This window comes from Cryobacterium sp. Y11 (assembly GCF_002929535.1).
In the GTDB taxonomy this organism is placed as follows: Bacteria; Actinomycetota; Actinomycetes; order Actinomycetales; family Microbacteriaceae; genus Cryobacterium.
Genome location: NZ_PJJO01000051.1, coordinates 27,544 through 52,745, shown reverse-complemented (window position 1 = coordinate 52,745; position 25,202 = coordinate 27,544). Strand labels below are relative to the sequence as shown.

Genomic DNA, 25,202 nt, shown 5'->3' with positions numbered 1-25,202 from the left:
AACCGGAGTAACATGACCAACGCTGACCGAGTCCCCGAGAAGCCAGCCCTCGAGGGTTTGGAGGCCAAGTGGGAGACCCGCTGGGACGCCGACGGCACCTATCGCTTCAACCGCGAGAACGCCACCCGCGAGTCGATCTACTCGATCGACACTCCCCCGCCGACGGCCTCAGGTTCGCTCCATATCGGCCACGTGTTTTCATACACCCACACGGATGTCGTCGCCCGCTTTCAGCGCATGCGCGGCAAGAACGTGTTCTATCCGATGGGCTGGGACGACAACGGTCTGCCCACCGAGCGTCGCGTGCAGAACTACTACGGCGTGCGCTGCGACCCGTCGCTCGGCTACACCGAGAACTTCGTTCCGCCGTTCGAGGGTGGCGACGGCAAGAGTTCAAAGGCAGCCGACCAGCTGCCGATCAGCCGCCGCAACTTCATCGATCTCTGCGAAACCCTCACCAAAGAAGATGAGAAGCAGTTTGAGGCACTCTGGCGTACCCTCGGCCTGAGCGTTGACTGGACCCAGACCTACCGCACCATCGGCCAGGAGGCCCTGTTCACCTCGCAGCTTTCCTTTCTCGGCAACATCGAGCGTGGCGAGGCCTACCAGGCCATGGCACCCACCCTGTGGGACGTCACTTTTCGTACCGCCGTCGCCCAGGCCGAGCTCGAAGACAAGGACATGCCGGCCGCGTACCACCGGGTGTCGTTCCGAAAGCCTGACGGTACGACCATTGAGATCGAAACGACCCGCCCTGAGCTGATGCCGGCCTGCGTGGCCCTGGTGGCGCATCCGGATGACGAACGTTTCAAGCACCTGTTCGGCACCACGGTGACCACCCCGGTGTTCGGTGTCGAGGTTCCGGTACTCGCCCACCACCTCGCCCAGAAGGACAAGGGCTCGGGGATCGCCATGATCTGCACCTTCGGCGACCTCACCGACGTCGTCTGGTGGCGGGAACTCGACCTGCCCAACCGGGCCATCATGGGTTTTGACGGTCGTATCATTGCCGAAGCTCCCGAGGCGATCACCTCTGAATCCGGCCGCGATGCCTATGCGCAGCTCGCCGGCAAGACCGTGTTCGGTGCGAAGGCTGCCGTGGTTGAGCTGCTTAAAGCCAGCGGCGACCTGATCGGAGAGCCCAAGCCGATCGTGCACGCGGTGAAATTCTTCGAAAAGGGCGACAAGCCGCTCGAAATAGTCTCGACCCGCCAGTGGTATATCCGCAATGGTGCCCGCGACGAAAAGCTGCGCGCTCGACTGCTCGAGCACGGCACGGAGCTGGCCTGGCACCCCGAATTCATGAAGGTGCGCTACGAGAACTGGGTCAACGGCCTTACCGGCGACTGGCTGGTCTCGCGCCAGCGCTTCTTCGGTGTGCCCCTGCCGGTCTGGTACCCGCTCGACGCCGATGCCAACCCGGTCTTCGACCAGCCCATCGTCGCCACCCGCGACCTGCTGCCGGTTGACCCGTCATCGGATGCCGCGCCCGGCTTTACCGAGAGCCAGCGCGGGCAGGCAGGCGGCTTCGTCGGCGAGGTTGACGTGATGGACACCTGGGCCACCTCCTCGCTCACCCCGCAATTGGCCGGCGGCTGGGAGAGGGATCCCGAACTGTTCAACCTGGTCTTCCCGTACTCACTGCGCCCGCAGGGCCAGGACATCATTCGCACCTGGCTGTTCTCGACCCTGCTGCGGGCCGAGCAGCAGCACGGCACGTCGCCATGGCAGCACGCCGCGCTGAGCGGTTTCATCGTCGACCCCGACCGCAAGAAAATGTCGAAGTCGAAGGGTAACGTGGTCACCCCGGCCGACATGCTCGAGAAGCATGGATCCGACGCGGTGCGCTACTGGGCGGCATCCTCTCGCCTGGGCACCGACGCGGCCTTCGACCCGCAGAACCCGACGCAGATCAAGATCGGCCGCCGCCTCGCCATCAAAATTCTCAACGCGAGCAAATTCGTCTCGATGTCGCAGGGCAGCATCGACGCCCCGATCACCGAGCCGGTCGACCAGAGCATGCTCGTCGGCCTCACCGCCGTCGTCGCGCAGGCCACGACGGCGTTCGAGAACTACGATCACGCCCGGGCCCTCGAGACCACGGAAAGCTTCTTCTGGACCTTCTGCGACGACTACCTCGAACTGGTCAAGGAGCGCGCATACGGCGAGCCTGGACCGGAGCAGGCATCCGCTGTCGCCGCGCTGCGCACCGCGCTGGCGACCCTGCTGCGTCTGTTCGCGCCGTTCGTGCCGTTCGCCACCGAAGAGGCCTGGTCCTGGTCGAACGAGGGATCGGTGCACACGTCATCCTGGCCCGTCGCGTCCGATCTGCTCGGCAGCGGCGAGGTTGCCACCGGCAATATCGCCCTGCTCGATCTGGCCAGCCGCGCGCTCACCGGAATCCGTCGTGCAAAAACCGATGCAAAGGCGTCGCAAAAGTCCGAACTGGACTCGGCAGTTATCTGCGGTGCACCCGCCGAAATCGCCCTCCTTACCCTGGCCGCCGCTGATCTCAAAGCGGTCGGTCGGATTCAAGAATTGACCTTTGTCGACGGCAGCGAGCTCGCTGTGACCGACATCGTGTTCGCCACCGTGTTGGAAAGTTAGGAAACCAGATGTCAGTTACCGTACGCCCGCTGGGCGACAAGGATTTCTTTGCCTGGCTTGGCCTGTTTGAGGGCTACAGCGAGTTCTACGAGAGCGAACTCACTGATCAGAAGGCCCTGCAGGTGTGGAGCTGGATCATCGACGTGAACAACAGCCTGTTCGGAGCCGTCGCCGTCACCGACGAGGGCGACTTCGTCGGTTTCGCGCACTACCGCACCGTGCCGCGCACCCTCAGCGGTGACCTCGCGCTCTTTCTCGACGATCTGTTCGTAGCCGAAGATTCTCGCGGCCAGGGCATCGCTACTCTTCTGATGGACTTCGTGAAGGGTTACGCGCGTGAGCACAAGTTGGCCCAGGTGCAATTGGTGACCGCCGCAGACAATGCCACGGCCCAGGTGCTCTACGACCAGGTCGGCACCCGCACCGACTGGGTCACCTACGAGATCGACGTCTAGTCATGCAACTTGGCACGCGGTGGACTCTGGGCAGCACCCTACCGGCCGGCCTCCCCCACGTCGTGGAAATCGCCGTGCAGGCCGTGGAAGAGGACCTCACTGCCCTCGCAGTGGATACCAGTACCTGGCGGTGGACGTTGACCTGGCTGGAGTCCAAGCCGGTGATCGAACTCGACGATGGCACGGTCATCCGTTTTAATCCGGTTGATGACAGCGCGACCATCACGCAGCCGTCCACCAACACGGATGACGATGACGAGGAGTGGATCTAAGGAGCGCTTTCGCGGCTCGGCTGTGCTAGTCGACCTCCATCAGGGCACCCGGCCTGCGGGTTTCCGCCATCTCGTATCCGCTTAATGACGACCTGAGATTCGTAGCACGATAATTTGCATCCGGCTAAAATAAAAGCCTGGCGACAAAGTGGCCACGGAGCGGCGCTAAGCACGGAATCTCGCGCGAGAACGCGACGGCTGTTTAACGGACACCCTTATTCTCAAGCACGCGAGCTTATTGAAGTCTTGGTTGAATCTCGGCCGAACGGAGATGTCGTGATTTATCACCTGATGGCGCTGGGCTCAAAGCACCGAAGGCAGATGAAGGACGAACGATGAAGGAGCGCTAAGAAGAACGCTACGCCCGGATGGCCGACGAAGCCGAGTCGGGTGAGGCGCTGGTGAGCCAGCCCGAGCGGGCCGCGAGCGGGTCGGCGGCTGCGGCCATCGGACGAGAATGTTCTGGGCGACGGTGACGCGTTTGTAAAGGCGATACGGGGACGACCGCCGATCGGTGCGGCACAGAGCGACCGGGGAAATTCTCCCGTTCTTCGCGCTCGCGTGAGTCAAGACACGTTAGAACGGTTTGAGTGGATTGCCAGAACAACCCGGCAGAATCGAAGTGACCTGCTGCGTGAGGCGGTCGACTTGCTGGTCGAGCATTATCCGCGAAACGATGAGACGCAGCCCGCCGATGACGATACCCCGAGCCTGGGTCTCGTGAGGGTCGAGCTTGCAGAGACGTTGTGCCGACTCGATGCCGTGATCGCCCAGCGAGGATCGCGAAGGTAGGACTGCGCCCGACCACAGTCCCCATCATTCCGGGGCCTGCAGATGCACATCGAGCTCAGTCGGCCAGACCGCTGATCGTTTCCCAGAAGCTAGTTCGCAGCTAGCACCTTGTGCGTTCCGATGAGCAGGAACGCGCAGGTTTTGCCGTCGAAGCCCCCGGCGATCCGGCCGTCGGGTGCAAACGTGGCCTCGAATCGTTTCGGGCTAATCTACCTGAATCGCACAATCACTTCGGTGCGCCACCTGGCCGCGATCCTTCGCAACTCACCCTCATTTCCGTTCCAGCTGCCTGCAGCTGGAACAGGTGGAACACGTCGTTCTGCGCATCCAGCACACGGTCATCCGTGTCAATCCGGTCGATGACGGCGCGACTATCACGCAGCCGTCCACCAACACGGATGACGACGACGAGGAGTGGATCTAAGACCGCGCGTGTAGCAGGAGTTTGATACACGTGCTAGCCTCGCGTGTATTGCTCAATCGATACACAAGAGGTGGCACGCATGATCTTTTTGGCTTACATTCTGCTCACGTTCATCATCGTGGCGATCGTGCGGGTCAGCAGCCGCAAGCGCACCGCGGCGCTCAGCGCTACGGTCACCGGCACCGAGGTCGCCGCCGCCCGGCGCTTCGCACGGTCGATTACGCTGCGCAATGTCGGCGCCCTCGCGGTGGCCGGCGCAGTTCTTGGACTGCTCAAGCTCGTCAATGACGCGCAACCCGGCTGGTATGGCCTGCCGTTGATGCTCGCGCCTGGCCTGGCCGCTGCGGCCGGCCTGCTGGTCTTCGCCCTGACGCCGACCCGGGTGGTCAGCGCTAGGTCATCCCGACGTTCGGCCGATCTACTGCCCCGACGACCGTGGAGCTACGGCCCGGCCTGGGGATTCTTGTTGCCCCTGATCGCGGCCGCCGCGGTCATCGCCTTCGCCATCGTCGCCGGTCTCGCGTCGAGCCCGCAGCCGGATGGCGGCTATCGCTCGATCACCGTGGGGTCGAGCACGTCCGGCCCCTACCCCGGCTGGTTCTATGGGCTGCCATTGATTGGCCTGACCGTGCTGCTCACCGCTGCCACCCTGTTTGCACTCGGGCGGATTGCCTCTTCCCCGCGCTCCGAGCGTTTCGGCGAAATCGACCGGATCGTGCGTGTTTTGGCCACCCGGGTGGTCATGCAGCTGAGCTCCGGGGCGTTGTTTCTCTACTTCGGCGGCGTGCTGCTGTTCGCCGGCTGGGCCACGACGAACGCCGCGAGCGTTTTCGCCCCCGACGGCGGTGGCGTCGTCTCCAACGTGCAGCCCGCGGCCTTCATTGGCCTCAGCGAGGTCGTGGTCGGGCTGCTGGTCGCGCTCCTCGGCGGTGTCCTGGTCGTGCTCTCTGTGCTTGATGCAACCAGGCAGCCGCTGGGTCGCGGAGCCGGAACGGGCAGTGAGAAAGCGGATGCCGCATCCGCTCGGCCAGCATGATCACCATCGACGACGACAATCCCACACCGCCATTCGAGCAAATTCGTGGGCAACTGGCCGACCAGATCCGCTCCGGGTCGCTCGCCGCCGGTCAACGGCTGCCCTCGGTGCGCCAGCTCGCGGTCGATCTGCGGGTGGCCACCGGAACCGTCGCCCGCGCGTACAGCGCCCTGGAGACCGCGGGCTTGCTCACGACCAGTCGGGGCAGCGGCACCCGGGTGCAACCGGACCAGGGAATCGGTGCCGGTTCCCTGGCCAGCGCTCGGCGCTTCGTGCAGGCACAACGGCGAGACGGCGCCAGCCTCGACGATGCCCTGAGTGCGGTGCGCGCCGAGTGGGCGCGCGATCCTCCCGCATAGGGTTCGCCACCGTTCCGTCAGTGCACCGCGCGGTAGACCCGCATCCACTCGGGGAGGCCGTCGATGGCTGCGGCGAGACGGCGGGCTGGCCGTGGTTAGTCTGGGGTATGGATTCCACCGCGAACAACCCCTTTTTCGCCCGCAGCACGCTGCCTTATCAGCTGCCGCCCTTCGCCGACATTGCCGAGGCCCATTATCGGCCGGCCTTTCTGCAGGGCATGACCGAGCAACGGTCCGAGGTCAGTGCCATCACCGGCAGAGCGGATGCCCCATCCTTCGAGAACACGCTCATCGCCCTCGAGCGCAGCGGGCAAACCCTGGCGCGGGTCGCCGAGGTTTTCTTCAACAAGAGCTCCTCCGACTCCAGCGACTTCACCAACGACCTCGAGGCAGAACTCGCACCGCTGCTGGCTGCCCACGCCGACGCCATCCGCCTCGATCCTGCCCTCTACGCGCGCATCGCCGCCGTGCACGCTGAGCGCACGAGCCGGGGTCTCGACGCTGAGTCGCTGTATCTGATCGAACGCTACTACACCGAGTTCACCCTCGCCGGGGCTGGCCTGAACGATGATGATAAGCAGGCGCTGCGGAATTTCAACGCGCGGCTGTCGACCCTGACCACACGATTTGAGAAGAACCTGTTGGCCGACACCAATGATCTTGCTCTCGTCGTCGACGATGTAGCTGAGCTGGACGGACTCACCGACGGTGAGATCTCCGCAGCGGCCGAGGCGGCCGCCGACCGCGGCTTGATCGGAAAATACCTGATCAGCCTGGTGCTCCCCACATCGCACCCGTACCTCGCGAGCCTGACTAACCGGGGCGTGCGCGAACGGTTGCTGGCGGCGAGCCGCGCGCGGGGCATCCGCTCTGATACGGCAGGAGCTGCCAACGACAATCGGCCCCTGGTCATCGAGATCACACACCTGCGCGCCCAGCGCGCCCGCCTGCTCGGGTTCGACAGCCATGCCGCCTACGTGACCGCCGATGAAACAGCCAAGACCCCCGGCGCCGTCTGGAATCTGCTCGGCCGCCTCGCACCGGCCGCTGCCCGCAATGCCCTGGTCGAACAGGCCGACCTGCAGGCGGTGATCGACGCCGAGGGCGGCGAATTTGAACTGGCCGCCTGGGACTGGGCGTTCTACACCGAGAAAGTGCGCCGGGCCAAGTATGACGTTGATACCGCAGCCATGCGGCCCTATTTCGAGCTCGAAAGCGTACTCACGAACGGTGTGTTCTTCGCGGCCCAGCAGTTGTACGGCCTTACCTTCACCGCGCGGCCCGACCTGGTCGGCTGGCACCCCGAGTCCCGGGTGTTCGAAGTCTTCTCCGAGAACGGCTCGCCCGTCGGGCTGTACATCGGCGACTTCTACACCCGCGATTCCAAGCGTGGTGGTGCGTGGATGAACGCTCTCGTGTCACAGTCCACGCTGCTTGGCACCGACACCACCGTGGTCTGCAACAACCTCAACGTCTCCAAGCCAGCAGCCGGCCAGCCGACGCTGCTCACCTACGACCAGGTCACCACGCTGTTTCACGAGTTCGGCCATGCACTGCACGGGTTGCTCGCCCGCGCGACGTATCCCAAGTTCTCCGGGACCAATGTGTATCGCGACTTCGTGGAGTTTCCGAGCCAGGTGAACGAAATGTGGATGCTCTGGCCCGAGGTGCTCGCGAACTATGCTCGCCACCACGAGACCGGTGAGGCGATGCCGCAGCAGCTCGTCGACCGTATCCAGGCCTCCTCGGCCTTCAACGAGGGTTTTCTGACCAGCGAATATCTCGCCGCCGCGCTGCTCGACCAGGCCTGGCACCGCATCGATGCCGACACGACCGTCACCGACGTGGCCCAATTCGAAGCGGATGCCCTCGCCTCCGTTGGCCTGAACAACACGTCCATTCCCACCCGCTACGCGAGCACCTATTTCGCCCACACGTTCTCGGGCGGCTACGACGCCGGTTATTACTCCTATATTTGGAGCGAGATTCTCGACGCCGACACCGTCGAATGGTTCAAGGAGAACGGCGGCCTCACCCGCGCCAACGGCGACCGTTTTCGCGACCGTCTGTTGGGAGTCGGCGGCACGATGGACCCGCTCGAGGCCTACCGAAACTGGCGCGGCCGCGACGCCGCGCTGCAGCCGCTGCTCGACCGTCGTGGGCTCAACTAGTTAGCCCCGACGTCACGCTGCGCGGGAGTAACGCCGCTGCGCGGGAGGCCCAACTCCCGCTCAGCGCCTCAGCTCCCGCGTGACGAGCGAGAACGGTTTTCTCAGCGGTTTAGGCCGACTTCACCTGACGAGTCTTGTGCAGCACCATTTCGGCCGGTGCATTGTTCAACACCGTGTCGCGGGTGATGATGACTCGCTCCACGTCGGTGCTGGATGGCACCTCAAACATGACCGGGCCGAGCACCTCTTCGAGGATGGCTCGCAAGCCGCGGGCACCGGTCTTGCGGAGCACAGCGAGATCGGCAATGGCTTCAAGGGCCGGCTGTTCAAACTCGAGCTCAACACCGTCGAGCTCAAACATGCGCTGGTACTGCCGCACGAGCGCGTTCTTGGGCACCGTGAGAATCTGCATGAGCGCTACCTGGTCGAGCTGGGTGACCGTGGTGACAACCGGAAGCCGCCCAATGAATTCGGGAATCAACCCAAACTTGTGCAGGTCTTCGGGCAGAACCTCGCTGAACAGGTTGATATCGTCGCCCTTGATGTGCAGGGGGGCTCCGAAACCGATGCCCTTCTTACCGGCGCGCGACGAGATGATGTCTTCGAGCCCGGCAAACGCCCCGGCAACGATGAACAACACGTTCGTGGTATCGATTTGAATGAATTCCTGGTGCGGATGCTTGCGCCCACCCTGCGGGGGAACGGACGCGATGGTGCCCTCGAGAATCTTGAGCAGCGCCTGCTGCACGCCCTCGCCGGATACGTCCCGGGTGATCGACGGGTTCTCGGCCTTGCGAGCAATCTTGTCGATCTCATCAATGTAAATGATGCCGGTCTCAGCGCGTTTGACGTCGTAATCCGCGGCCTGAATGAGCTTGAGCAGAATATTCTCAACGTCTTCACCGACATAGCCGGCCTCGGTGAGGGCCGTCGCGTCTGCTACGGCAAAGGGTACGTTGAGACGCTTGGCGAGGGTCTGGGCCAGGTAGGTCTTGCCACAGCCGGTCGGGCCGATCAGCAGAATGTTGGACTTAGCGATCTCGACATCGTCGTGGATGGCTTCAGCAGCGGTGAGCGTTGCACGAGACCGCACGCGCTTGTAGTGGTTGTAGACGGCGACGGCGAGGGCGCGCTTGGCTGGCTCCTGGCCGATAACGTATTCCTCGAGAAAACCGAAGATTTCTTTGGGCTTGGGCAGGTCGAATTCACCACCGGGAGCTTCAGAACCGGCCTCAGCCAGTCGCTCTTCAATGATCTCGTTGCACAACTCGACGCATTCGTCGCAAATGTACACGCCGGGGCCGGCGATGAGCTGTTGCACCTGCTTCTGGCTCTTTCCGCAGAAGGAACACTTGAGCAGGTCGGCACTTTCACCGATTCGGGCCATGTCAGCCTCCTCCATTGGTCTCGCTGCAATCGAGCCTAGCCTGTGCGTACGACACTTGCGTGCAGCACGCCATAAACCGAAACGGCGCGGCGCCCGAAGGCGACGCGCCGTACGCGGTGTTTAGGACTCAGGCTACTTAACCAGCATGGGTAGGTTCTTACGGCTGGTCAGAACCTGGTCGATCAGGCCGTACTCAAGGGCTTCAGCCGCGCTCATGATCTTGTCGCGGTCGATGTCCTTGTTGACCTGCTCAACGCTCCGGTTGGAGTGGTGCGCGAGGGTCTCTTCGAGCCAGACCCGCATGCGCAGAATCTCGGCCGCCTGAATCTCAATGTCCGAGGCCTGCCCGCCACCCTGGCCACCAACCGACGGCTGGTGAATCAGAATGCGCGCGTTCGGTAGGGCGAGGCGTTTACCAGCAGTTCCGCCGGCCAGCAGCACGGCAGCAGCGGATGCCGCCTGGCCGAGACACACGGTCATCACGTGCGGGCGGATGTACTGCATGGTGTCGTAAATCGCCGTCATGGCAGTGAAGGATCCACCGGGCGAGTTGATGTACATCGTGATGTCACGGTCCGGGTCCTGGCTCTCGAGCACGAGGAGCTGGGCCATCACGTCGTCGGCGGAGGCATCGTCAACCTGCACACCGAGAAAGATGATGCGGTCTTCGAACAGCTTGGCGTACGGGTCCTGGCGCTTGTAGCCGTAGGCGGTGCGCTCTTCAAAGGTGGGGAGGATATAGCGAGATTCAGGCGTGTTCTTGGTCGAACCGCCCATCGAGCTGTATGCCGTTCCACCGAATGTGGGGATAGTCATGTTTTCTTCCTGTTCAGTTTCGGTGGACTACTTGGTAGCGTCGGACTCGGGGTCGGTACCGCCGCCGCCGATGACGTCCGAAGCGGATGCGCGGAGGTGGTCGACGAAACCGTACTCGAGCGCTTCCTGAGCGCTGAACCAGTTGTCGCGGTCCCCGTCAGCGTTGATTTGCTCGGGGGTCTTGCCGGTCTGTGCAGCCGTGATCTCGGAAAGGCGCTGCTTCATGTCGAGAATGAGGCGGGCCTGGGTTTGGATGTCGGCGGCCGTGCCACCGAATCCGCCGGACGGCTGGTGCAATAGCACGCGGGCGTTCGGGGTGATGTAGCGCTTACCCTTGGTGCCAGAGGTGAGCAGGAACTGGCCCATCGACGCCGCCATGCCGATGCCGACCGTAACGATGTCGTTCGGAACAAACTGCATCGTGTCGTAGATCGCCATTCCTGCAGTGATCGAGCCACCCGGGGAGTTGATGTACAGGTAAATGTCGCGTTTGGAATCTTCGGCTGCTAGCAACAGGATCTTGGCGCAGATCTCGTTGGCGTTTTCGTCACGGACCTCCGAGCCGAGCCAGATAATGCGGTCCTTCAGCAGTCGGTCAAATACACCATTGGTGGGTGTCGGGTCGGCCATGTCGTGCTCCGTTTCAGTTGTCGCTTCCTTATGAATCTATCGGAGCCGGCGAGCTAAAATGGCTCTGTTCGCCCTCGGCAGATTAGGAGCCGTCGAACACAGCTCCGCCAGCATACATAAGGCCGGCTGGCCAGCACCTATGAAAAGATACTGGCCAGCCGGCCCGGTTCGCCGTCAGGCGGTACTGCTACTTCTTGGCAGCAGCCTTCTTCTTCTTGGGCTTCTCTTCGACGTCAGCGTCAGCCTCGGCAACGGGAGCAGCGTCAACGGCGGCGTCAGCAGCATCCGCTTCAACAGCCGCATCGTCGACAGCAGCGTCGTCGCCGACCGGGCTGGTGAACTCACTCAGGTCGACCGGCTTGCCGTTGGAGTCAACGACCTCGGCCTTGCCCAGGGCGATGGCGAGAGCCTTGTTGCGGGCAACCTCGGCCACCATCGACGGGATCTGGCCGTTGCTGTTGAGCGTCTGCACGAACTCGCTCGGGTCCATACCGTACTGGCTGGCACCCTGAATGAGGTACTGGGTGAGCTCGTCCTGGCTGACCTTGACCTCTTCGGCTTCGGCAATGGTGTCGAGCAGAATCTGCTGACGGAACGTCTTTTCGCTGGCCTCGGTGACCTCCGCGCGGTGCGTGTCATCTTCAAGGCGGCTTTCGCCTTCGAGGTGACGGTTGACCTCGTCGAGAATGATCGCCGCGGGGATTGGAACCTCGACCGATCCGAGAAGCGTCTCGATGAGACGTTCACGGGCCTGGCTGCCCTGGCCGAAGGCCTTGGACTTCTCTACCTGAAGCTTGAGGCTCTCGGTGAGCTCGCCGATCGTATCGAACTCGCTCGAGATCTGAGCGAAGTCGTCGTTGGCCTCGGGAAGCTCGCGCTCCTTGACGGCGATAACCGTGATGGTGATCTCGGCCGTCTCACCCTCGTGGTCTCCACCCATCAGGTCGGAGTTGAAAGTAGTGGTCTCGCCGGCGCTGAGCGAATCGAGCGCCTCGTCGATGCCCTCGATGAGGTCGCCAGAGCCGACCTCGTAGGATATTCCGCTCGCGGTGTCCACCTCTTCGCCGTCGATCGCGGCGTTCAGGTCGATCTGGGCGAAGTCGCCGGTCTTGGCGGGGCGGTCGACCGTGATGAGCGTGCCGAAACGGCTGCGCAGCTTGTCGAGCTCCTCGGCGACCTCTTCATCGGACACGTCAACGGCGTCAACGGTGAGCTTGAGGCCGTCGTAGCTGGGCAGGTCGATCTCGGGGCGTACGTCAACCTCAATGGAAAGGAGCAGGTCACCGGAGTAGTCGGTGTTGCTCGGCCACTCGACGATGTCAGCTTCTGGACGACCGAGCGGGCGAAGCTTGTTCTCTTCGACGGCAGCGCGGTAGAAACCATCGAGTCCCTCGTTGACGGCGTGTTCCAGAACGGCAGCCTTGCCGACGCGCTGGTCGATGATTGCTGGCGGCACCTTTCCCTTACGGAAACCCGGAATGTTGATGTCTTCAGCAATGTGGCCGTAGGCGTGGGTGATGGCTGGCTTCAGCTCGTCGGGGCTCACCGTGATGGTGAGCTTGGCCCGCGTGGGGCTCAGTTTTTCGACCGTGGACTTCACTCGGGACTCTCCTGTGTATTGAAACGGTGTGCTGCGGATAGTGTCGGGGCGACAGGAATTGAACCTGCGACTTCTCGCCCCCAAAACGAGCGCTCTACCAAGCTGAGCTACGCCCCGGATCTCATTCGACCCGATAGTACTGATGGTGCTGGGGAATCAAGCAGACCGCGCACGCGAAAGCTTGCGACAGGCTGATTGACCTCAGTCAGTCTAATGCACGGCGCTCGAGCGGATGCGCGCGCACTGGCATGAGGCACCCGGTTTCTTGTACTACGATATTCGAGTGCCCAGTTCTTGGGCCTGGGGTCGTAGCTCAATGGTAGAGCCTGAGTTTTCCAAACTTATGACGCGGGTTCGATTCCCGTCGACCCCTCAGTTTAAAACTAGGATCGGAGCCTTTCGGCTCCGATCCTTTTTTAATACCAACTATGCCCCGAATCAGAGCGAGAAGGCCTTGGAAATATTGATCACCGCTGGGGTCATCAGCACGATGAATAGCACCGGCAAAATGCAGAAAACGAGCGGGAAGATGACCTTGACCGGCACCTTCATGCCTTGCTCCTCGGCGCGTTGACGGCGGCGCAGGCGCATCTCCCCCGCCTGCACCCGGAGCACATCGGCAATGGCAATGCCATAGGTGTCGGCCTGAATGATCGACCGGGTGAACCGGCGCAGATCAGCGGAGTTGGTGCGTTCGGCGAGCGCCTGGTACGCGTCTTTGCGGGTGCGCCCGATGCTGATGTCTTGCAGGGTGCGAATGAGCTCCTCGGCCAACGGGCCAGACCCGTTGGTTCCGGCTTTACTCATCGCCGCTTCGAATCCGAGACCGGCTTCGACCGAAATCGTCATCTGGTCCAGCGTGTCGGCGAGAGCGTTCTGCATCTGGGTCTGGCGTTCCTGGCCCCGGCTGTGCAGCAACAGGTCGGGCACGAAGAAGCAGAGCACGACGAGCGCGCTGCCGAGCAGAATGCGAAGGGGCGCCGGGTCAGCGCTGATCCACAGACCGGCTAGCAGAAGACCGACACCGGCTAGGGCCGGCTTGGCAATGAAGATCTTGTCCATCGTCCAGGCCGCTGGCCGACCTGCTAGGGCGAGGCGATGGTCGAGAAAGCCGAGATATCCCTTGGGTGCGAGCTCCCGGCCAGAGGACAGCAAGCCCGACGCGAGCAAGCTCGAACGCGGCGACAGCAGTCCCGGCCCGCGCATTCCGGGCTGCGCAGTGACGGCCTCCGCCAGCGGGTCGGTGCGACGTGCTCCGACCACGATCGCCACCAGGGCGGCGAGGCCGCCGGCCACGGCGAGGACCGCGAAAAAGATAAGGATTGTGGGCATCCGCTTCTCCCTAGAATTTCACTTTGACGACGGCCATCATCCAGAGCGACCCAGCGACGAGCAGAATGACGGCCACAATGAGCGCGATGATGCCGATAGTGTTTCCGAGGAATCCGCTGAAATAGTTCGGCTGAGTGATGAGCAAAAAGGCGAATACCCCGATCGGCAGCAGTATGAGCACCCACGCAGAGAGTTTTCCCTCGGCGGCGAGCGCTTTCACCTGCCGGCGGATCTCATTGCGTTCTCGAATCGTGTGCCCCACTTGGTCGAGTATCTGCGAGAGGTTGCCACCGGCCTCCCGGTTGATCGAGATGGCCTGGGCGACCCAGTGAAAGTCGTCGCTGCGCATGCGCACGGCCGTGTTCTCCAGGGCATCACTCAGGTCGCGCCCGATGCGCGTTTCATTGACGATGCGCGCGAATTCTTCGGAGGTGGGCGATTCGGTTTCGTGCGAGACGGCATCCACTGCCCGCATCAGGCTGTGCCCAGCACGCAGACCGCCGGCTAGCAGTCCAAGGGATTCGTCAAGCTGATCGGCGAATTTTGCGCGGCGCCGTGCCGTGCGCTGCTGCAGCCAGATCTTTGCTCCAATGACCGCAAGGGCGGCAAACAGAATCATGAGCGGCATTGCCCACCCCGTGCCCACGCCAAGCAGCAGCCCGATCAGGGCCGAAACCAAAGACGCAGAAATCACCATGAGCACGAAAGCGGATGCCTGTAGCCGGATTCCGGCCTGCTCCAATTCTGAGGCGGTAAATGGCACGACGTTGCGTTGCCGAAGGAGCCGGTCAATGGCGCCAACGGTGCGATCGGTCAGCCGGGTCAAGCCGGATCGCGGGGCTACGCCCGGAGCACGGCGACGCCCCAGCGGTACGCGGAGCATCGGTGGCGCGATGACGAGAAAGACGACGACGAACAGTGCGCCGACGACGCAGAACACGCCGATCGCGAAGATCGCGGTGCTCATCGCGGGGCCGACGCGCTCTGCGTGAGCAGTTCGGCTTGGAACACACTCGGGTCCAGTCCGATACCGAGGTCAGCGAAGTTGTCCGCGAAACGCGGTCGAACCCCGGTCCCGACGGCGTGACCGAGCAGATTTCCAGCCGAGTCGACCCCGGCGTGGTAGTCAAACACGAAGACGTCTTGCAGAGTGACGATATCGCCCGCCATGCCCTGTACCTCGGTAACGTGGGTAATGCGCCGCGAGCCGTCCTTCAGGCGCGAAATCTGGATGATCACGTCGATCGCCGAGGAAATCTGCTCCCGAATGGCTCGCACCGGCAGGTCCATGCCCGCCATGAGCACGAGCGTTTCCAGGCGCGCGATCGCGTCGCGCGGCGAGTTGGAGTGAACGGTCGAAATCGACCCCTCATGCCCCGTGTTCATGGCCTGCAGCATGTCGAGGGTCTCTCCGCCGCGGCACTCGCCGATGACGATGCGATCGGGGCGCATGCGCAGGGAGTTGCGCACGAGGTCACGAATGGTCACCTCACCCTTCCCCTCTATATTGGCGGGACGCGATTCCAACCGAATCACGTGCCCCTGTTGCAGCTGCAGCTCGACGGCATCTTCAATGGTCACGATGCGCTCCTGCTCAGGGATGAACCCGGACAGTACATTGAGCAGTGTCGTTTTACCGGTACCCGTTCCACCCGACACGATGATGTTGAGCTGCGCCTTGACGCAGGCATCGAGCACCTGGGCCATCTCGATGCTCATCGTTCCCAAACGGATGAGATCGGTCACCGTGAACGGTTCCCGCGCGAATTTTCGGATGGTCAGGGACGAGCCGTCTACGGCGAGCGGTGGAATGATGGCATTCACCCGGGAACCGTCGGCGAGCCGGGCATCAACGAGCGGTGATGATTCGTCGATGCGCCGACCGACCTTGGAGACAATCCGTTCAATTACCCGGCGCAACTGGGCCTCACTGGTGAACTGCGTATCGCTGCGGGCGAGTTTGCCGAAGCGTTCCACCCAGATCTGGTCGTGGCCGTTCACCATGATCTCGGTGATGGTGTCATCGTCGAGCAGCAATTGGAGTGGTCCGTAGCCGAGCACGTCGTCGCCGATCTCGGTGATCAGACGAGATCGTTCCGCGAAGTTGAGCGGCACCTGCTCGTCGGCAACGATATTGCCCAGCTCGGTGCGGGCGTAGCTTTGCAGCTGTTCCTCGGTGAGGCTGGCGTCGTTGAGCCGAGATCCGATGCGTTCGAACAGCTCCTGGGCCACCCGCTCCTTAATATCGACGAGCGGGTCTACAGCAACTGGTGGCGACTCGATTGGTACCGACTCAAGGCGTACCGGCTCAACCCGTGAGGTGGCTCGACCGGCAGGCACGGCACCGCCGTCTGACAGGCTTGGCAGCGGATACGCCGGTGCGGCGCGATTGACGCGCGCCAGTGGACCGTCGCGGAGGGCGGCATCCATTCGTTCATTGAGTTTCATGAAATGTCCACTCTCTTATGCAGCTGGAAAATTTTCTTGGGGGCACCGGCATCAAACCGAGTGACCAGCTTGTTGAGTGCACGGGTGACGGGATTGCGCTGGCCCTCCTGCAGCAGCGGAACGCCGCGGTTGGTCGACACCGGCACTAGGTTGGAGCGGGGAATGGCGATGTCGACCGGCACACCGGTCGTCGCCTCCACGTCTCGAACGGTGAGCCCGCTTCGACCATCGGCGAGGTTCAGCACGACGTGACGTGCGGGCGGCATGATGCCGATGCGATCGAGCACGGCAAGCTCCTTGCGCAACCCCCGGGCGCTGGGCACGGTCATATCGCAGAGAAAAACGGCGTCGGTGGCCAGTTCGAGGGCGGCCAAGGCGTGATCGCCGAGCCCCGGCGCGGTGTCGATGATGATGTAGCGAAACACATCGGCGAGTTGACTGATGAGGTGGGCGAGCTGTTCGCCGGTGACGCGATCGCCGATATCCGGCTGATCTGACCCGCAGACCGTGTAGAGCCCGCTCGGGTGAGCGGTCAGTGACGATTTCAGCACCATGAGATCGTCGACCGCGCTGCCCGACACGACGTCAGGCAGGGTTAGGGCCGGCTCGAGGGACAGAGCCATGGCGACGTCTCCGAACTGCACGTCAGCGTCGATGAGCACAACCGAGTGTGGTGCGAGCCGGGCGAGACCGACGGCGAGGTTGGTGGCGACCGTGGTCTTTCCGAGCCCACCCTTGGGGGCGACGACCGCGATGATGCGACGTCGGGTTCCCCCGGGCGCCAGGGGGGCGTCCTCGGCCTGGCGCGCAGTCATCGTCGGCGCAGTGATCGTCGGCGCAGTGATCGTCGGCGCAGTGATCGTCGGCGCAGTGATATCACCGATACGTCCAGTCCGAGCTTTGGCATCTATGTCGGGGCCAGCTGGGTCGCGGTGTGGCAACGGGCCAAAACTCTGCATCTGCCTCATTGGAACAACTCCGCCCCGTCGACAACCCGGGAGGCGGTCTCGGTGGCCGTGTCGGGTTCGATCGTGAGCCAGACCGTTCCAAATTGCTGGCCCCAGACCAGGGACTCGATGTCGGGCGTGGTACGGGCCAGGGTGACCATAATGACGCTCACCGGGGCAGCATCGGCGCCAGCGTCTGGCGTGGTGGTGGTGCCGGCCTGCACCGCCGTGACCAGCACCTTATGGAAGACCTGCTTGCTCACCCGGGCTTCTACGCCGTCGGTGGTGTTGCTGGTAGCGATCAGCACTCCGACGGTGTCACCGGGCGTGAGAACTCCGCCAACGACTCGCTCCAGGGGTAAGGCGAGGGTGAGAACCTGCATGCCGTCCGGAATCGCGACGTCGCCGCGGGCGGCGAGATCGGCCGCTTCGACCCAGCGGGAACTGATCAACTGTTCACCGGGCACGAGCGCGGTATCGGCTACCGTGCCGGCCAAAGCGTTGAGCGTGGTCACCCGGCCGGGAACGGCCGCCAACGCTGGAATCTGCTTCTCAACGATGAACGTCGCGATGTCTTCTGCCTTGGTGCCCTGAGGAATCTGGGTGGCGACGACGAACACGGAGACCAGGGCCGCACCGTCGGAGGCTCGAGCATCGGCACCGCGCACGTAGCCGGTGAGTGCGAAGGTGCCCACAAGGGCCAAGATAATCGCGACAATCGCACCGATAAGTCGGGTTTTCATGGCATCTCCTATTTGATCAGTCTGACAAACTCTGCGCCGAGATTCGGTCCGCCGAGCTTTTTTACTTCTGCTGAGTCAACCGACACCCAGTGGTCGAAATACCCCTGAATGCCTCGACAATTCCCGGTGCATTTCGTCGCCGGTGAGGCTTGCGCAACCGGATCGAGGCTGGTCATCGGAAGATTGTTGTTTCCGCTGAACTTCCACCCAGTGATGCGAAAGGCGGCGAAGGCATAGATGTGGTAGCTACCCACGACTCCCGTCACGGCGTTGGTGCCGTTGATGTCGTAGGCGCGATCAAAGATAGGCACCAAGATCGTGGTGTTCAGCATGGCGTTGAAGTACGTGTCGCAGTCGCTCGTCGGCGGATCGTTTTCCGGGTCGCTGGGTACGGTCGCGCTGGTAAGGTCTATGGCAGCTTCGCAGGTGTCGGCGATCGGTTCAATCCAGCCGAAACCTCCCGGTATAGGATGCCCGTCGCGGCCAGCGCACTCCAGATTCCGATCGTAGCGAATGAGCTGTAGCGTGCCGTCGAGTGCCGGCCGAAATTCGCAGTACGAAATAGCAAGCGGCAGCACATTGGCGCCTCCGGGCGAACCCCACTCCGCCTGCGCTAACACGCTCACTGTTGTTGGAGCAGCGCCGATGGCGAAGAACGGGCTGATCCCGAAAGCTCCGGACTCCTCCAAAGTAGTCGCGATGACCTGAACGCTCGAGCTGGTCGGAAAAGTGGGGGTGAGCACGTTGGACGTGGCGTCGTTCGAGTTGGCGTTCGCGAAGGATTGCGCCTGGGCGACGGCCGTGGTCGGGGAGTCGCACAGATCGTCGATGGCGCAGTTTCGGGCAATCGCGACGGCCGCGGCATCCACTCCATTTTGCAGTTGCGCCTTCTCGGCGTAGAGGGCACCGACATCGATCGAGATCGCCAGAAACCCCAAGAGGGGAATCATGAGGATGCCGACCATGACGGCGCTGGCGCCGCGCTCGGAGCGCAGCAGGCGATTTATCCACCGCACAGCATGACTCCCGTTCCGGTGAGAACCAACGGCGGGTCTGGGGCTGGCATGTAGCCCGAGATGAGATCGACCGTGTAGGTGACCGTTATCGTGACTGTCGAACCGGCCGTGCAATCCGTCGGGGTCACCGTTACTTCCGCTTCCGTGAGGGGTACAGACGGAGCGGCAGCAATCGTGGCGGTTTTCGCACCGGGTTCGTCGTCGTAAATCGCCATCCACCGCGCGCCCTCGCGGGCGGCACCGGTAAGTGAGATCTGCATGTTGTACAGCCGACCGACCTCGATAATGAGGAAGATGAGGAAGATCAGAATTGGCAGGACGAGCGCGAACTCTACTGCTGCAGCGCCGCCTTCGCCGGAGTGCAGGCGCCTCAGTTTTCGACGCAACCACAACAATGTAGATCCCTTCAGCCTGAGCGGCGGCGACTTCCCATGAGAAAATCGCCGCCACTGGATGTCACCGCTGTCTGTTGATTGAGGCACAGCAGAGTGCGGTCGACCGACCGCGTCGAAAATGCTGGTTAAGAAGCAGCGGTTGGAAGTTTGTCGGTAATAGTTTTGAAGGTATTGGCCAGATCGGTGCCAAGCAGGGTGACGGCGGCGATGATGGCAACGGCGACCAGCGAGACCATGAGGCCGTACTCCACCGCGGTGGCGCCTTCTTCGTCGGAACGCAGGCTGTTGGTGAATGCAGCAATCTTTGTGTAGAACTTCATTTCGGGTAATCCATTCTGTGAAAAATCAGCGTTGGTGCCGATTTCTTCTAGAAAGATATGTGACCCGACAGTTTCTCATCAAGTCCCGAACGGGGGCTTCTTTGTCGCAACACTATGTCCCATTGTGGGTAAAAAAACTTGTGGCATTACATCAGTGCTCGTGCGGGGTCGGCGGGGTTCCGGCCTGCTCGCCCGGCTTGACCACGACGAACTGCCCCATCATTCCGGAGTCCTCGTGCGCGAGCATATGGCAATGGAACATATACGGAAAGTTAGGATCGGTATATTCCGCAAACTGCATAATGAGTTCATAGCGCACGCCGGGCTCCAGATAAATAGTGTCTTTCCAGCCCGAGAGTTCGACCGGTGGAGGCTGCGTGCCGACCCGCAGTACCTGAAATTGCACCGCGTGCACGTGAAAGTTGTGCGGCAGCGGCATGGCGTTGTCGACGGTCCAAATTTCGGTGGCACCGGCCTCGACGGTTTCATCGATGCGCGTCATATCCATCAGGCGGCTATTGATGGTGAAGCCATTGAGGGTGAAGGTGCGCTCGGTGGTGGCATCCGCTTTCTGCAAGGGGATGATACGTGCGAGCTCGGCGGGCGTCGTCCCGATCGTGCTGAGAGTGGCGGCGGCGCGCAGCTGCATCACGTCGAGCGTGTCGTCGCCGGCGTTGCGGGTCGCAGCTGCTGCCGACGTGCCGAGATCTGGCGTACTGGAGCGCAGCTCCACGGTTTCTCCTGGCGTCAGGCGCACGAGCACCTCGGCTCGCTCCCCCGGCGACAACCGGATACCGTCCATCGGTGCAGCTTGCCCGAGCAGTCCCCCGTCGGTGGCGATCAGGTCGAATGACCGCCCGTCGCTGAACCCGAAGTCATAGACCCGGGCGGTGGATCCGTTCAGCAGGCGCAGCCGCACGACGTCGGTCGTGACGTCAAGGTACGGCGCGAGGGTGCCGTTAACGAGCAGCTCGTCACCGATCGGTCCGATGTAGCCGCGCACGTCGGTGAGAAACTGGCCGTTGTCGTCGAAGCGACGGTCTTGCACGATGACGGGAATGTCATCGACCCCGTAGTTGCGCGGCAGGTTGAGCGCCGCTTCGGCGTCGTCTTGCACGATGAATACTCCGGCCAGGCCCCTCTCTACCTGGTGTTCGGTCTGGCCCTCGGGGTGCGGGTGGTACCAGAGCGTGGCTGCGGGCTGGTCGATGGTGAAGTTCGGGCTCCAGGTTGCCCCCGGCTCGACCATCTGGTGTGGTCCGCCGTCCATTTCGGCGGGCAGATTCGCGCCGTGCCAGTGCACCGTCGTTGCCTCGTCGAGGTCGTTGTTGACGTTGATGCGCACCTTTTCGCCCCGCTGGGCGACGATCGTCGGTCCGAGGTAGCTGCCGTTGTAGCCCCAGGTGTCTGTCTCGACGCCGGCGGTGAACTCTGTCTGCCCTGCCTGGGCTGTGAGGTCGAAGACCCGTTCACCGGATGCGTCAACGGTCGACGCGGCTAGCGGCGGGATCGCCAACGGATTGACGAAGTCGACGGCGCCGACGGTGTCGATCACGCCGGCGCCATTGTCGCTCGTGCAGGCGGTGAGGCCGACCGCGAGCACCACTGCGCCGGTCAGCGCAGCACTGACGATGGTGGCGACACGTCGTCTCGGACTGGCAATTCGGATCATGATCCTATTTTCGCAGTGTGCCTGACGTCGTCTTACCAGAGCGCTACAGGGTGTTGTGGGTGAAGCGACCACCGACGAGGGTCGCTGCTACAGGCATGACGCGCAGATCCGCAACGGATGCCGTGAACGGGTCGATCTCACAGACCGCAAGATCGGCCACATCACCGACGCTGACGCGGTGCCGCCCGCGGGTCGATGCGGCGAGCGCGGCCTGCCGTGACACGGACTGCTCCGGATGCCACGCCGCGCGATCGCCCTTGGTGCGGGCGACGGCTGCCGCCATGGTTACCCACGGGTCAAGCGGCGCGACCGGCGCGTCGGAGCCGAAGGCGAGCGTGACTCCAGCCTCGAGCAGGCTACGCAGCATGAAGGCACGACCGGTGCGACCAGCCCAGTAATGATCGGCGACGTCGCGGTCGTCCAGGGCGTGTTCCGGCTGCATACTAGCCACGATGCCCAGCCGCGCGAATCTGGCGACGTCGTCGACGCGCAGCAGTTGCGCGTGTTCGATGTTGCCGAGCGGGCCAAACGACGGCCGCCCCGGTTCTTCGTGAGCAGCGAGCCGGTCAAAGGCATCGAGCACGAGGCGGTTGGCTTCATCGCCGATGGCGTGCACGGCCGGGCGGATGCCGGCGGCGTGAGCGCGCTGCATCCGTTCGAACAGCTCGTCGACCGGAACGTTGAGCATGCCGTGTGAGTGCTGCTGTCCGGCCAGGCCCGGGTATTCGTCGACGCAAAACGCGGTGCGGGTGTTCAGCGATCCGTCGGTGATGATCTTGAACGGGCCGACCGTGAGGAGCCCGTTTGTGCCGTCGATGACGGTGCCGGTGCGCAGGCCCAGGTCGATTGCCTGCTGCAGGTGCTCGCTATAAATACCGAATTCGACACGGAGCGCGCGCTGGCCTGCGCTCATGCGTCGATGCCAGGAGTCGAGGTTCCAGCTCATTTCGAAGTCGACGATTCCGACAACGCCGCGGCTGGCGGCCAGGCCAGCGGCTTCGCGCGCCCACTCATCGGTGACCGTCTCTGCGACGGTGTTGAGCGCGCCTTCGACCCGGAAGGCATCCGCTTCGCGCAGCAAACCGGTGGGGTGCTCGGCGAATCCGTGCGCAGCGAGCGCTGCGGAGTTGAGCCAGCAGCTGTGCAGGTCGCCGCTGACCAGCACGACCGGCAGGGCGCCGGAAACCGCGTCGAGTACGTCGCGGCTCGGGGCGTCTGGCCACAGGCCGTCGCGAAAGCCGAAACCGATCAGGGTGTCGCCTGGCGCAGTGTCGGCCGCGCGGCCGGCCACCAGCGCTGCGGCCGTTGCTGCGCTGTGTGCGCCCGACAGGTCGAGCCGCCTGCTGTTCTGCGCCCACTGAGTGAAATGCACGTGGTTGTCCCACAATCCGGGAATCAGCCAGCGCCCTCCGAGATCAGCTTCGGGCCGATCGGGCCGTCCGGTTGCCTCCACAAATCCCACCGAGCGGATGCTGCCCCCCACGATCTCAACGTCGACCACGTCGTCGCTTCCGGGCAGCCTGGCATTTCGCAGCAACCGGGTGTGGCCATCGCCGATCACCGGCGGGGCGGTGCGGGCATCCGTCATCGCGTTCTCATTTTTAGGCCTGGCACCGCGGGCACCAGTACAGCTTGCGGGCGGCCATCTCCTCAAGCACAATGTGCGTGCCGCAGACTCGGCAGGGCAGCCCCTCACGCTTATAGACCCAATGCCGGTCGGCGCGATTCTTCATGGCGAGCCGGTAGCGCTCACCTTCGAGGTCGTCCATGGTCATCATTTGACCGGTCGCGACTCCGATATGCAGCAGGTGCGCCCAGTCGTGCCAGAGGTCACGCGCTGTCTCGTCCGAAAGTGACTTGCCCGGTGCGTGCGGGTTGAGCCCCGCGCGAAACAGCATCTCGGCGCGATAGACGTTACCGATGCCGCTGACCACGCTCTGGTCCATCAGCAACCGACCGATTGGCGTGGGCTTTTTGCGCACGACGCTGACGAAGCGTTGCTCCGCCTCGGGGGTATTGTCCAGCTCCGGGTCGGGCCCGAGCTTGGCGATGGCGGCCTCGACCTGGGCCGGATCGAGTACCTCGCACGCCGTCGGGCCACGCAGGTCGGCACACACCGTGTCACTGAGCAGCCGCACGCGCACCTGGCCGACCGGCTCCGGCGGAAAGGTATCGTCGAGGTCGATCTCTTTTTCCTGCTCCGACATGCGCACCCGAGTGCGACGTGGTGCTCCGATGCTGAAGATCGAGTTCTCACCGGTGGCGTCGAAGGTCGGCAGGTCGGTGCCGTGCTGGTTGGTTTGTCCCATCCGCCCGTTGGCCGACGCCATGGTGGCATCCATTAGAATCTCGCCGCTGAAATCCCAGGCTCCATACAATCCCAAGTGGATGCGTAACCAGAGTCCGTGGTCGAACTCCAGAAACATCTGTTTGCCGACGGCGCGGGCATCCGTCACCGTCTGCCCGCTAAGCTGAGCTGCGCCGATGACGAACCGGCCCTGCGGTGACGAGACGGTTACCCGGTGGCCGACAAAGTTGCGCTGAAATTGTCGGGTGATGCGGTGAACGGAATGGCCCTCTGGCACCTCAGTTCACGACGCCGTCGACGTCTTTTCCGGCGATAGTTCCGGTGGTTTCGTACTCGCCAAGCTGACGGATGCGACGCGCGTGACGCTCCTCGTCGCTGAATGGCTCGGCGATGAACGCGTCGATGAAACCGGTGGCTTCTGCAATGGTGTGCTCCCGGGCGCCGATGGAGATGACGTTGGCGTCGTTGTGTTCGCGGGCCAGCCGTGCCGTGCTGAGATTCCAGACCAGGGCGGCGCGGGCACCGGGTACCTTATTGGCCGCCATCTGCTCGCCGTTACCGGAGCCGCCAAACACCACGCCAAGCGCCTCGATGCCGCTTTCCCGGTCGTCGACGGTGGCCTGCGCCGCATTGATGCAGAACGCAGGGTAATCATCGAGGGCGTCATAAGCCTGGGGCCCGTGGTCGATGACTTCGTGCCCGGCGGCCCGCAGGTGCGTGATCAGGTGATGGCTAAGGTCAAGCCCGGCATGGTCCGTGGCGATGTGGATGCGCATGTGAGCAGTCTATTTTGTGCTTGCCGTATCGGCGATATTCAGCTCAAAACTCGGCTCGCGAGTGCGGCTCCGTTTGAGTTCAAAGAAACCGTCGTAATTAGCCAGTGCCACCACTCCGTCCCAGAGAGCGAGGGCTTGCTCACCCATCGGGGCCGGAGAGATGACCGGTCCAAAGAAGGCGACGCCGTTGACCGCGATCACCGGGGTGCCCACGTCTTGGCCGACTCGGCTGATGCCGTCGAAGTGACTCGCCCGCATCTCGCGGTCATATTCATCACTGTCGGCGTAGGCGGCGAAGTCGGCTGGCAGGCCGACCTCGGCGAGCGCGGCCGGGATGACCTCGTCGGGGTTTTTATTGCCGCCCGGGTGAATCTGGGTACCGAGTGCGTCGTAGAGGGCCTTGACCATCTTTTGGCCGTGCAGTTCGTTGACCGCGGCGACCAGGCGGGTGTACTTGAGCGCCCGGGGAAAGAACGCCGCGTGATCGTCGCTGACGTCTTGGTCTTCGTTGAGTACGGCGAGGCTCATGATGTGCCAGGTCACTTCGAAGTCGCGCAGGCGGGCAACCTCGTCTACCCAGCGCGAAGCCATCCAAGCCCAGGGGCACGAGGGATCAAACCAGAAATCTACGGAATCAGTCATGCGACCAGCCTAGGTGGGACTCTTCTCCTCTGGGATTTGTCAGGTGGGCAATGT

At 63.1% G+C, this 25,202-nt stretch carries 24 protein-coding genes and 2 tRNA genes; 8 read left to right on the top strand and 18 right to left on the bottom strand.

What is annotated here, in order from left to right; translation table 11 throughout:
- Nucleotides 1-12: 12 nt before the first annotated feature.
- The 7 genes from valS (at nucleotide 13) to CXY75_RS05305 (ending at nucleotide 8,116) form a co-directional block, all read left to right on the top strand.
- Nucleotides 13-2,607 carry a valine--tRNA ligase gene (gene valS / locus CXY75_RS05335; RefSeq protein WP_104081798.1) on the top strand — a complete coding sequence of 865 codons (2,595 nt, stop codon included), beginning with the start codon at nucleotides 13-15 and terminating at the stop codon, nucleotides 2,605-2,607.
- 8 nt (nucleotides 2,608-2,615) lie between these two features.
- On the top strand, nucleotides 2,616-3,062 hold the full coding sequence (locus CXY75_RS05330; RefSeq protein ID WP_104081797.1) for a GNAT family N-acetyltransferase: 447 nt from the start codon (nucleotides 2,616-2,618) through the stop codon (nucleotides 3,060-3,062).
- 2 nt (nucleotides 3,063-3,064) lie between these two features.
- Nucleotides 3,065-3,334 carry a hypothetical protein gene (locus CXY75_RS05325; protein ID WP_104081796.1) on the top strand — a complete coding sequence of 90 codons (270 nt, stop codon included), beginning with the start codon at nucleotides 3,065-3,067 and terminating at the stop codon, nucleotides 3,332-3,334.
- 561 nt (nucleotides 3,335-3,895) lie between these two features.
- The gene (locus CXY75_RS20980) at nucleotides 3,896-4,126 is read left to right on the top strand and encodes a ribbon-helix-helix protein, CopG family (protein WP_158251131.1); all 231 of its coding nucleotides are present in this window, start codon (nucleotides 3,896-3,898) and stop codon (nucleotides 4,124-4,126) included.
- A gap of 503 nt (nucleotides 4,127-4,629) precedes the next feature.
- A complete protein-coding gene (locus CXY75_RS05315) occupies nucleotides 4,630-5,586 on the top strand; it encodes a hypothetical protein (protein WP_104081794.1) in 957 nt (318 codons plus the stop codon).
- A complete protein-coding gene (locus tag CXY75_RS05310) occupies nucleotides 5,583-5,945 on the top strand; it encodes a GntR family transcriptional regulator (RefSeq protein WP_104081793.1) in 363 nt (120 codons plus the stop codon). The genes CXY75_RS05315 and CXY75_RS05310 overlap by 4 nt, the downstream gene beginning before the upstream one ends.
- 107 nt (nucleotides 5,946-6,052) lie before the next feature.
- Nucleotides 6,053-8,116, top strand: a complete 2,064-nt coding sequence (locus tag CXY75_RS05305) for a M3 family metallopeptidase (protein ID WP_104081792.1) — start codon at nucleotides 6,053-6,055, stop codon at nucleotides 8,114-8,116.
- A gap of 109 nt (nucleotides 8,117-8,225) precedes the next feature.
- Here the strand turns inward: CXY75_RS05305 and clpX are convergent, their stop codons facing one another.
- From clpX to CXY75_RS05280, 5 genes are all read right to left on the bottom strand, one after another.
- Nucleotides 8,226-9,503, bottom strand: coding sequence for an ATP-dependent Clp protease ATP-binding subunit ClpX (gene clpX / locus CXY75_RS05300; protein ID WP_104081875.1), 1,278 nt, complete (start codon nucleotides 9,501-9,503; stop codon nucleotides 8,226-8,228).
- A gap of 132 nt (nucleotides 9,504-9,635) precedes the next feature.
- Nucleotides 9,636-10,319 (bottom strand): ATP-dependent Clp protease proteolytic subunit, encoded by a 684-nt coding sequence (locus CXY75_RS05295; protein WP_104081791.1) that lies wholly within the window; start codon nucleotides 10,317-10,319, stop codon nucleotides 9,636-9,638.
- Nucleotides 10,320-10,346: 27 nt separating this feature from the next.
- Nucleotides 10,347-10,949 (bottom strand): ATP-dependent Clp protease proteolytic subunit, encoded by a 603-nt coding sequence (locus CXY75_RS05290; protein WP_104081790.1) that lies wholly within the window; start codon nucleotides 10,947-10,949, stop codon nucleotides 10,347-10,349.
- Between the two features lie 187 nt (nucleotides 10,950-11,136).
- A complete protein-coding gene (gene tig, locus CXY75_RS05285) occupies nucleotides 11,137-12,549 on the bottom strand; it encodes a trigger factor (protein ID WP_158251130.1) in 1,413 nt (470 codons plus the stop codon).
- Nucleotides 12,550-12,592: 43 nt separating this feature from the next.
- Nucleotides 12,593-12,666: transfer RNA gene (locus CXY75_RS05280), tRNA-Pro, on the bottom strand.
- Between the two features lie 185 nt (nucleotides 12,667-12,851).
- Here CXY75_RS05280 and CXY75_RS05275 point away from each other — a divergent pair.
- Nucleotides 12,852-12,922 (top strand) — tRNA-Gly (locus CXY75_RS05275).
- 65 nt (nucleotides 12,923-12,987) lie between these two features.
- Here the strand turns inward: CXY75_RS05275 and CXY75_RS05270 are convergent.
- The 13 genes from CXY75_RS05270 to CXY75_RS05210 form a co-directional block, all read right to left on the bottom strand.
- Entirely contained in the window at nucleotides 12,988-13,881 is an 894-nt protein-coding gene (locus CXY75_RS05270; RefSeq protein ID WP_104081788.1) for a type II secretion system F family protein, read from the bottom strand.
- Between the two features lie 10 nt (nucleotides 13,882-13,891).
- Nucleotides 13,892-14,848, bottom strand: coding sequence for a type II secretion system F family protein (locus CXY75_RS05265; protein WP_104081787.1), 957 nt, complete (start codon nucleotides 14,846-14,848; stop codon nucleotides 13,892-13,894).
- Nucleotides 14,845-16,329, bottom strand: a complete 1,485-nt coding sequence (locus CXY75_RS05260) for a CpaF family protein (protein WP_199182373.1) — start codon at nucleotides 16,327-16,329, stop codon at nucleotides 14,845-14,847. Before CXY75_RS05260 ends, CXY75_RS05265 begins: the two co-directional genes overlap by 4 nt.
- Entirely contained in the window at nucleotides 16,326-17,288 is a 963-nt protein-coding gene (locus CXY75_RS05255; RefSeq protein WP_158251129.1) for an AAA family ATPase, read from the bottom strand. Before CXY75_RS05255 ends, CXY75_RS05260 begins: the two co-directional genes overlap by 4 nt.
- Before the next feature lie 5 nt (nucleotides 17,289-17,293).
- A complete protein-coding gene (locus CXY75_RS05250; RefSeq protein ID WP_104081785.1) occupies nucleotides 17,294-18,019 on the bottom strand; it encodes a Flp pilus assembly protein CpaB in 726 nt (241 codons plus the stop codon).
- An 8-nt stretch (nucleotides 18,020-18,027) separates the two neighbouring features.
- On the bottom strand, nucleotides 18,028-19,035 hold the full coding sequence (locus CXY75_RS05245; protein ID WP_104081784.1) for a TadE/TadG family type IV pilus assembly protein: 1,008 nt from the start codon (nucleotides 19,033-19,035) through the stop codon (nucleotides 18,028-18,030).
- Nucleotides 19,023-19,421, bottom strand: coding sequence for a TadE/TadG family type IV pilus assembly protein (locus tag CXY75_RS05240; protein ID WP_233201743.1), 399 nt, complete (start codon nucleotides 19,419-19,421; stop codon nucleotides 19,023-19,025). The genes CXY75_RS05245 and CXY75_RS05240 overlap by 13 nt, the downstream gene beginning before the upstream one ends.
- 134 nt (nucleotides 19,422-19,555) lie before the next feature.
- Entirely contained in the window at nucleotides 19,556-19,750 is a 195-nt protein-coding gene (locus CXY75_RS05235; RefSeq protein WP_104081783.1) for a Flp family type IVb pilin, read from the bottom strand.
- A gap of 151 nt (nucleotides 19,751-19,901) precedes the next feature.
- Nucleotides 19,902-21,422: a multicopper oxidase family protein gene (locus tag CXY75_RS05230; RefSeq protein ID WP_104081782.1), complete on the bottom strand. Its 1,521-nt coding sequence runs from the start codon at nucleotides 21,420-21,422 to the stop codon at nucleotides 19,902-19,904.
- A gap of 43 nt (nucleotides 21,423-21,465) precedes the next feature.
- Nucleotides 21,466-23,010: an amidohydrolase gene (locus CXY75_RS05225; protein WP_104081781.1), complete on the bottom strand. Its 1,545-nt coding sequence runs from the start codon at nucleotides 23,008-23,010 to the stop codon at nucleotides 21,466-21,468.
- Between the two features lie 13 nt (nucleotides 23,011-23,023).
- Entirely contained in the window at nucleotides 23,024-24,007 is a 984-nt protein-coding gene (locus CXY75_RS05220; RefSeq protein ID WP_104081780.1) for an Fpg/Nei family DNA glycosylase, read from the bottom strand.
- Between the two features lies 1 nt (nucleotide 24,008).
- On the bottom strand, nucleotides 24,009-24,506 hold the full coding sequence (locus tag CXY75_RS05215; protein WP_104081779.1) for a ribose-5-phosphate isomerase: 498 nt from the start codon (nucleotides 24,504-24,506) through the stop codon (nucleotides 24,009-24,011).
- A 9-nt stretch (nucleotides 24,507-24,515) separates the two neighbouring features.
- A complete protein-coding gene (locus tag CXY75_RS05210; protein ID WP_104081778.1) occupies nucleotides 24,516-25,148 on the bottom strand; it encodes a DsbA family protein in 633 nt (210 codons plus the stop codon).
- Nucleotides 25,149-25,202 lie beyond the last annotated feature (54 nt).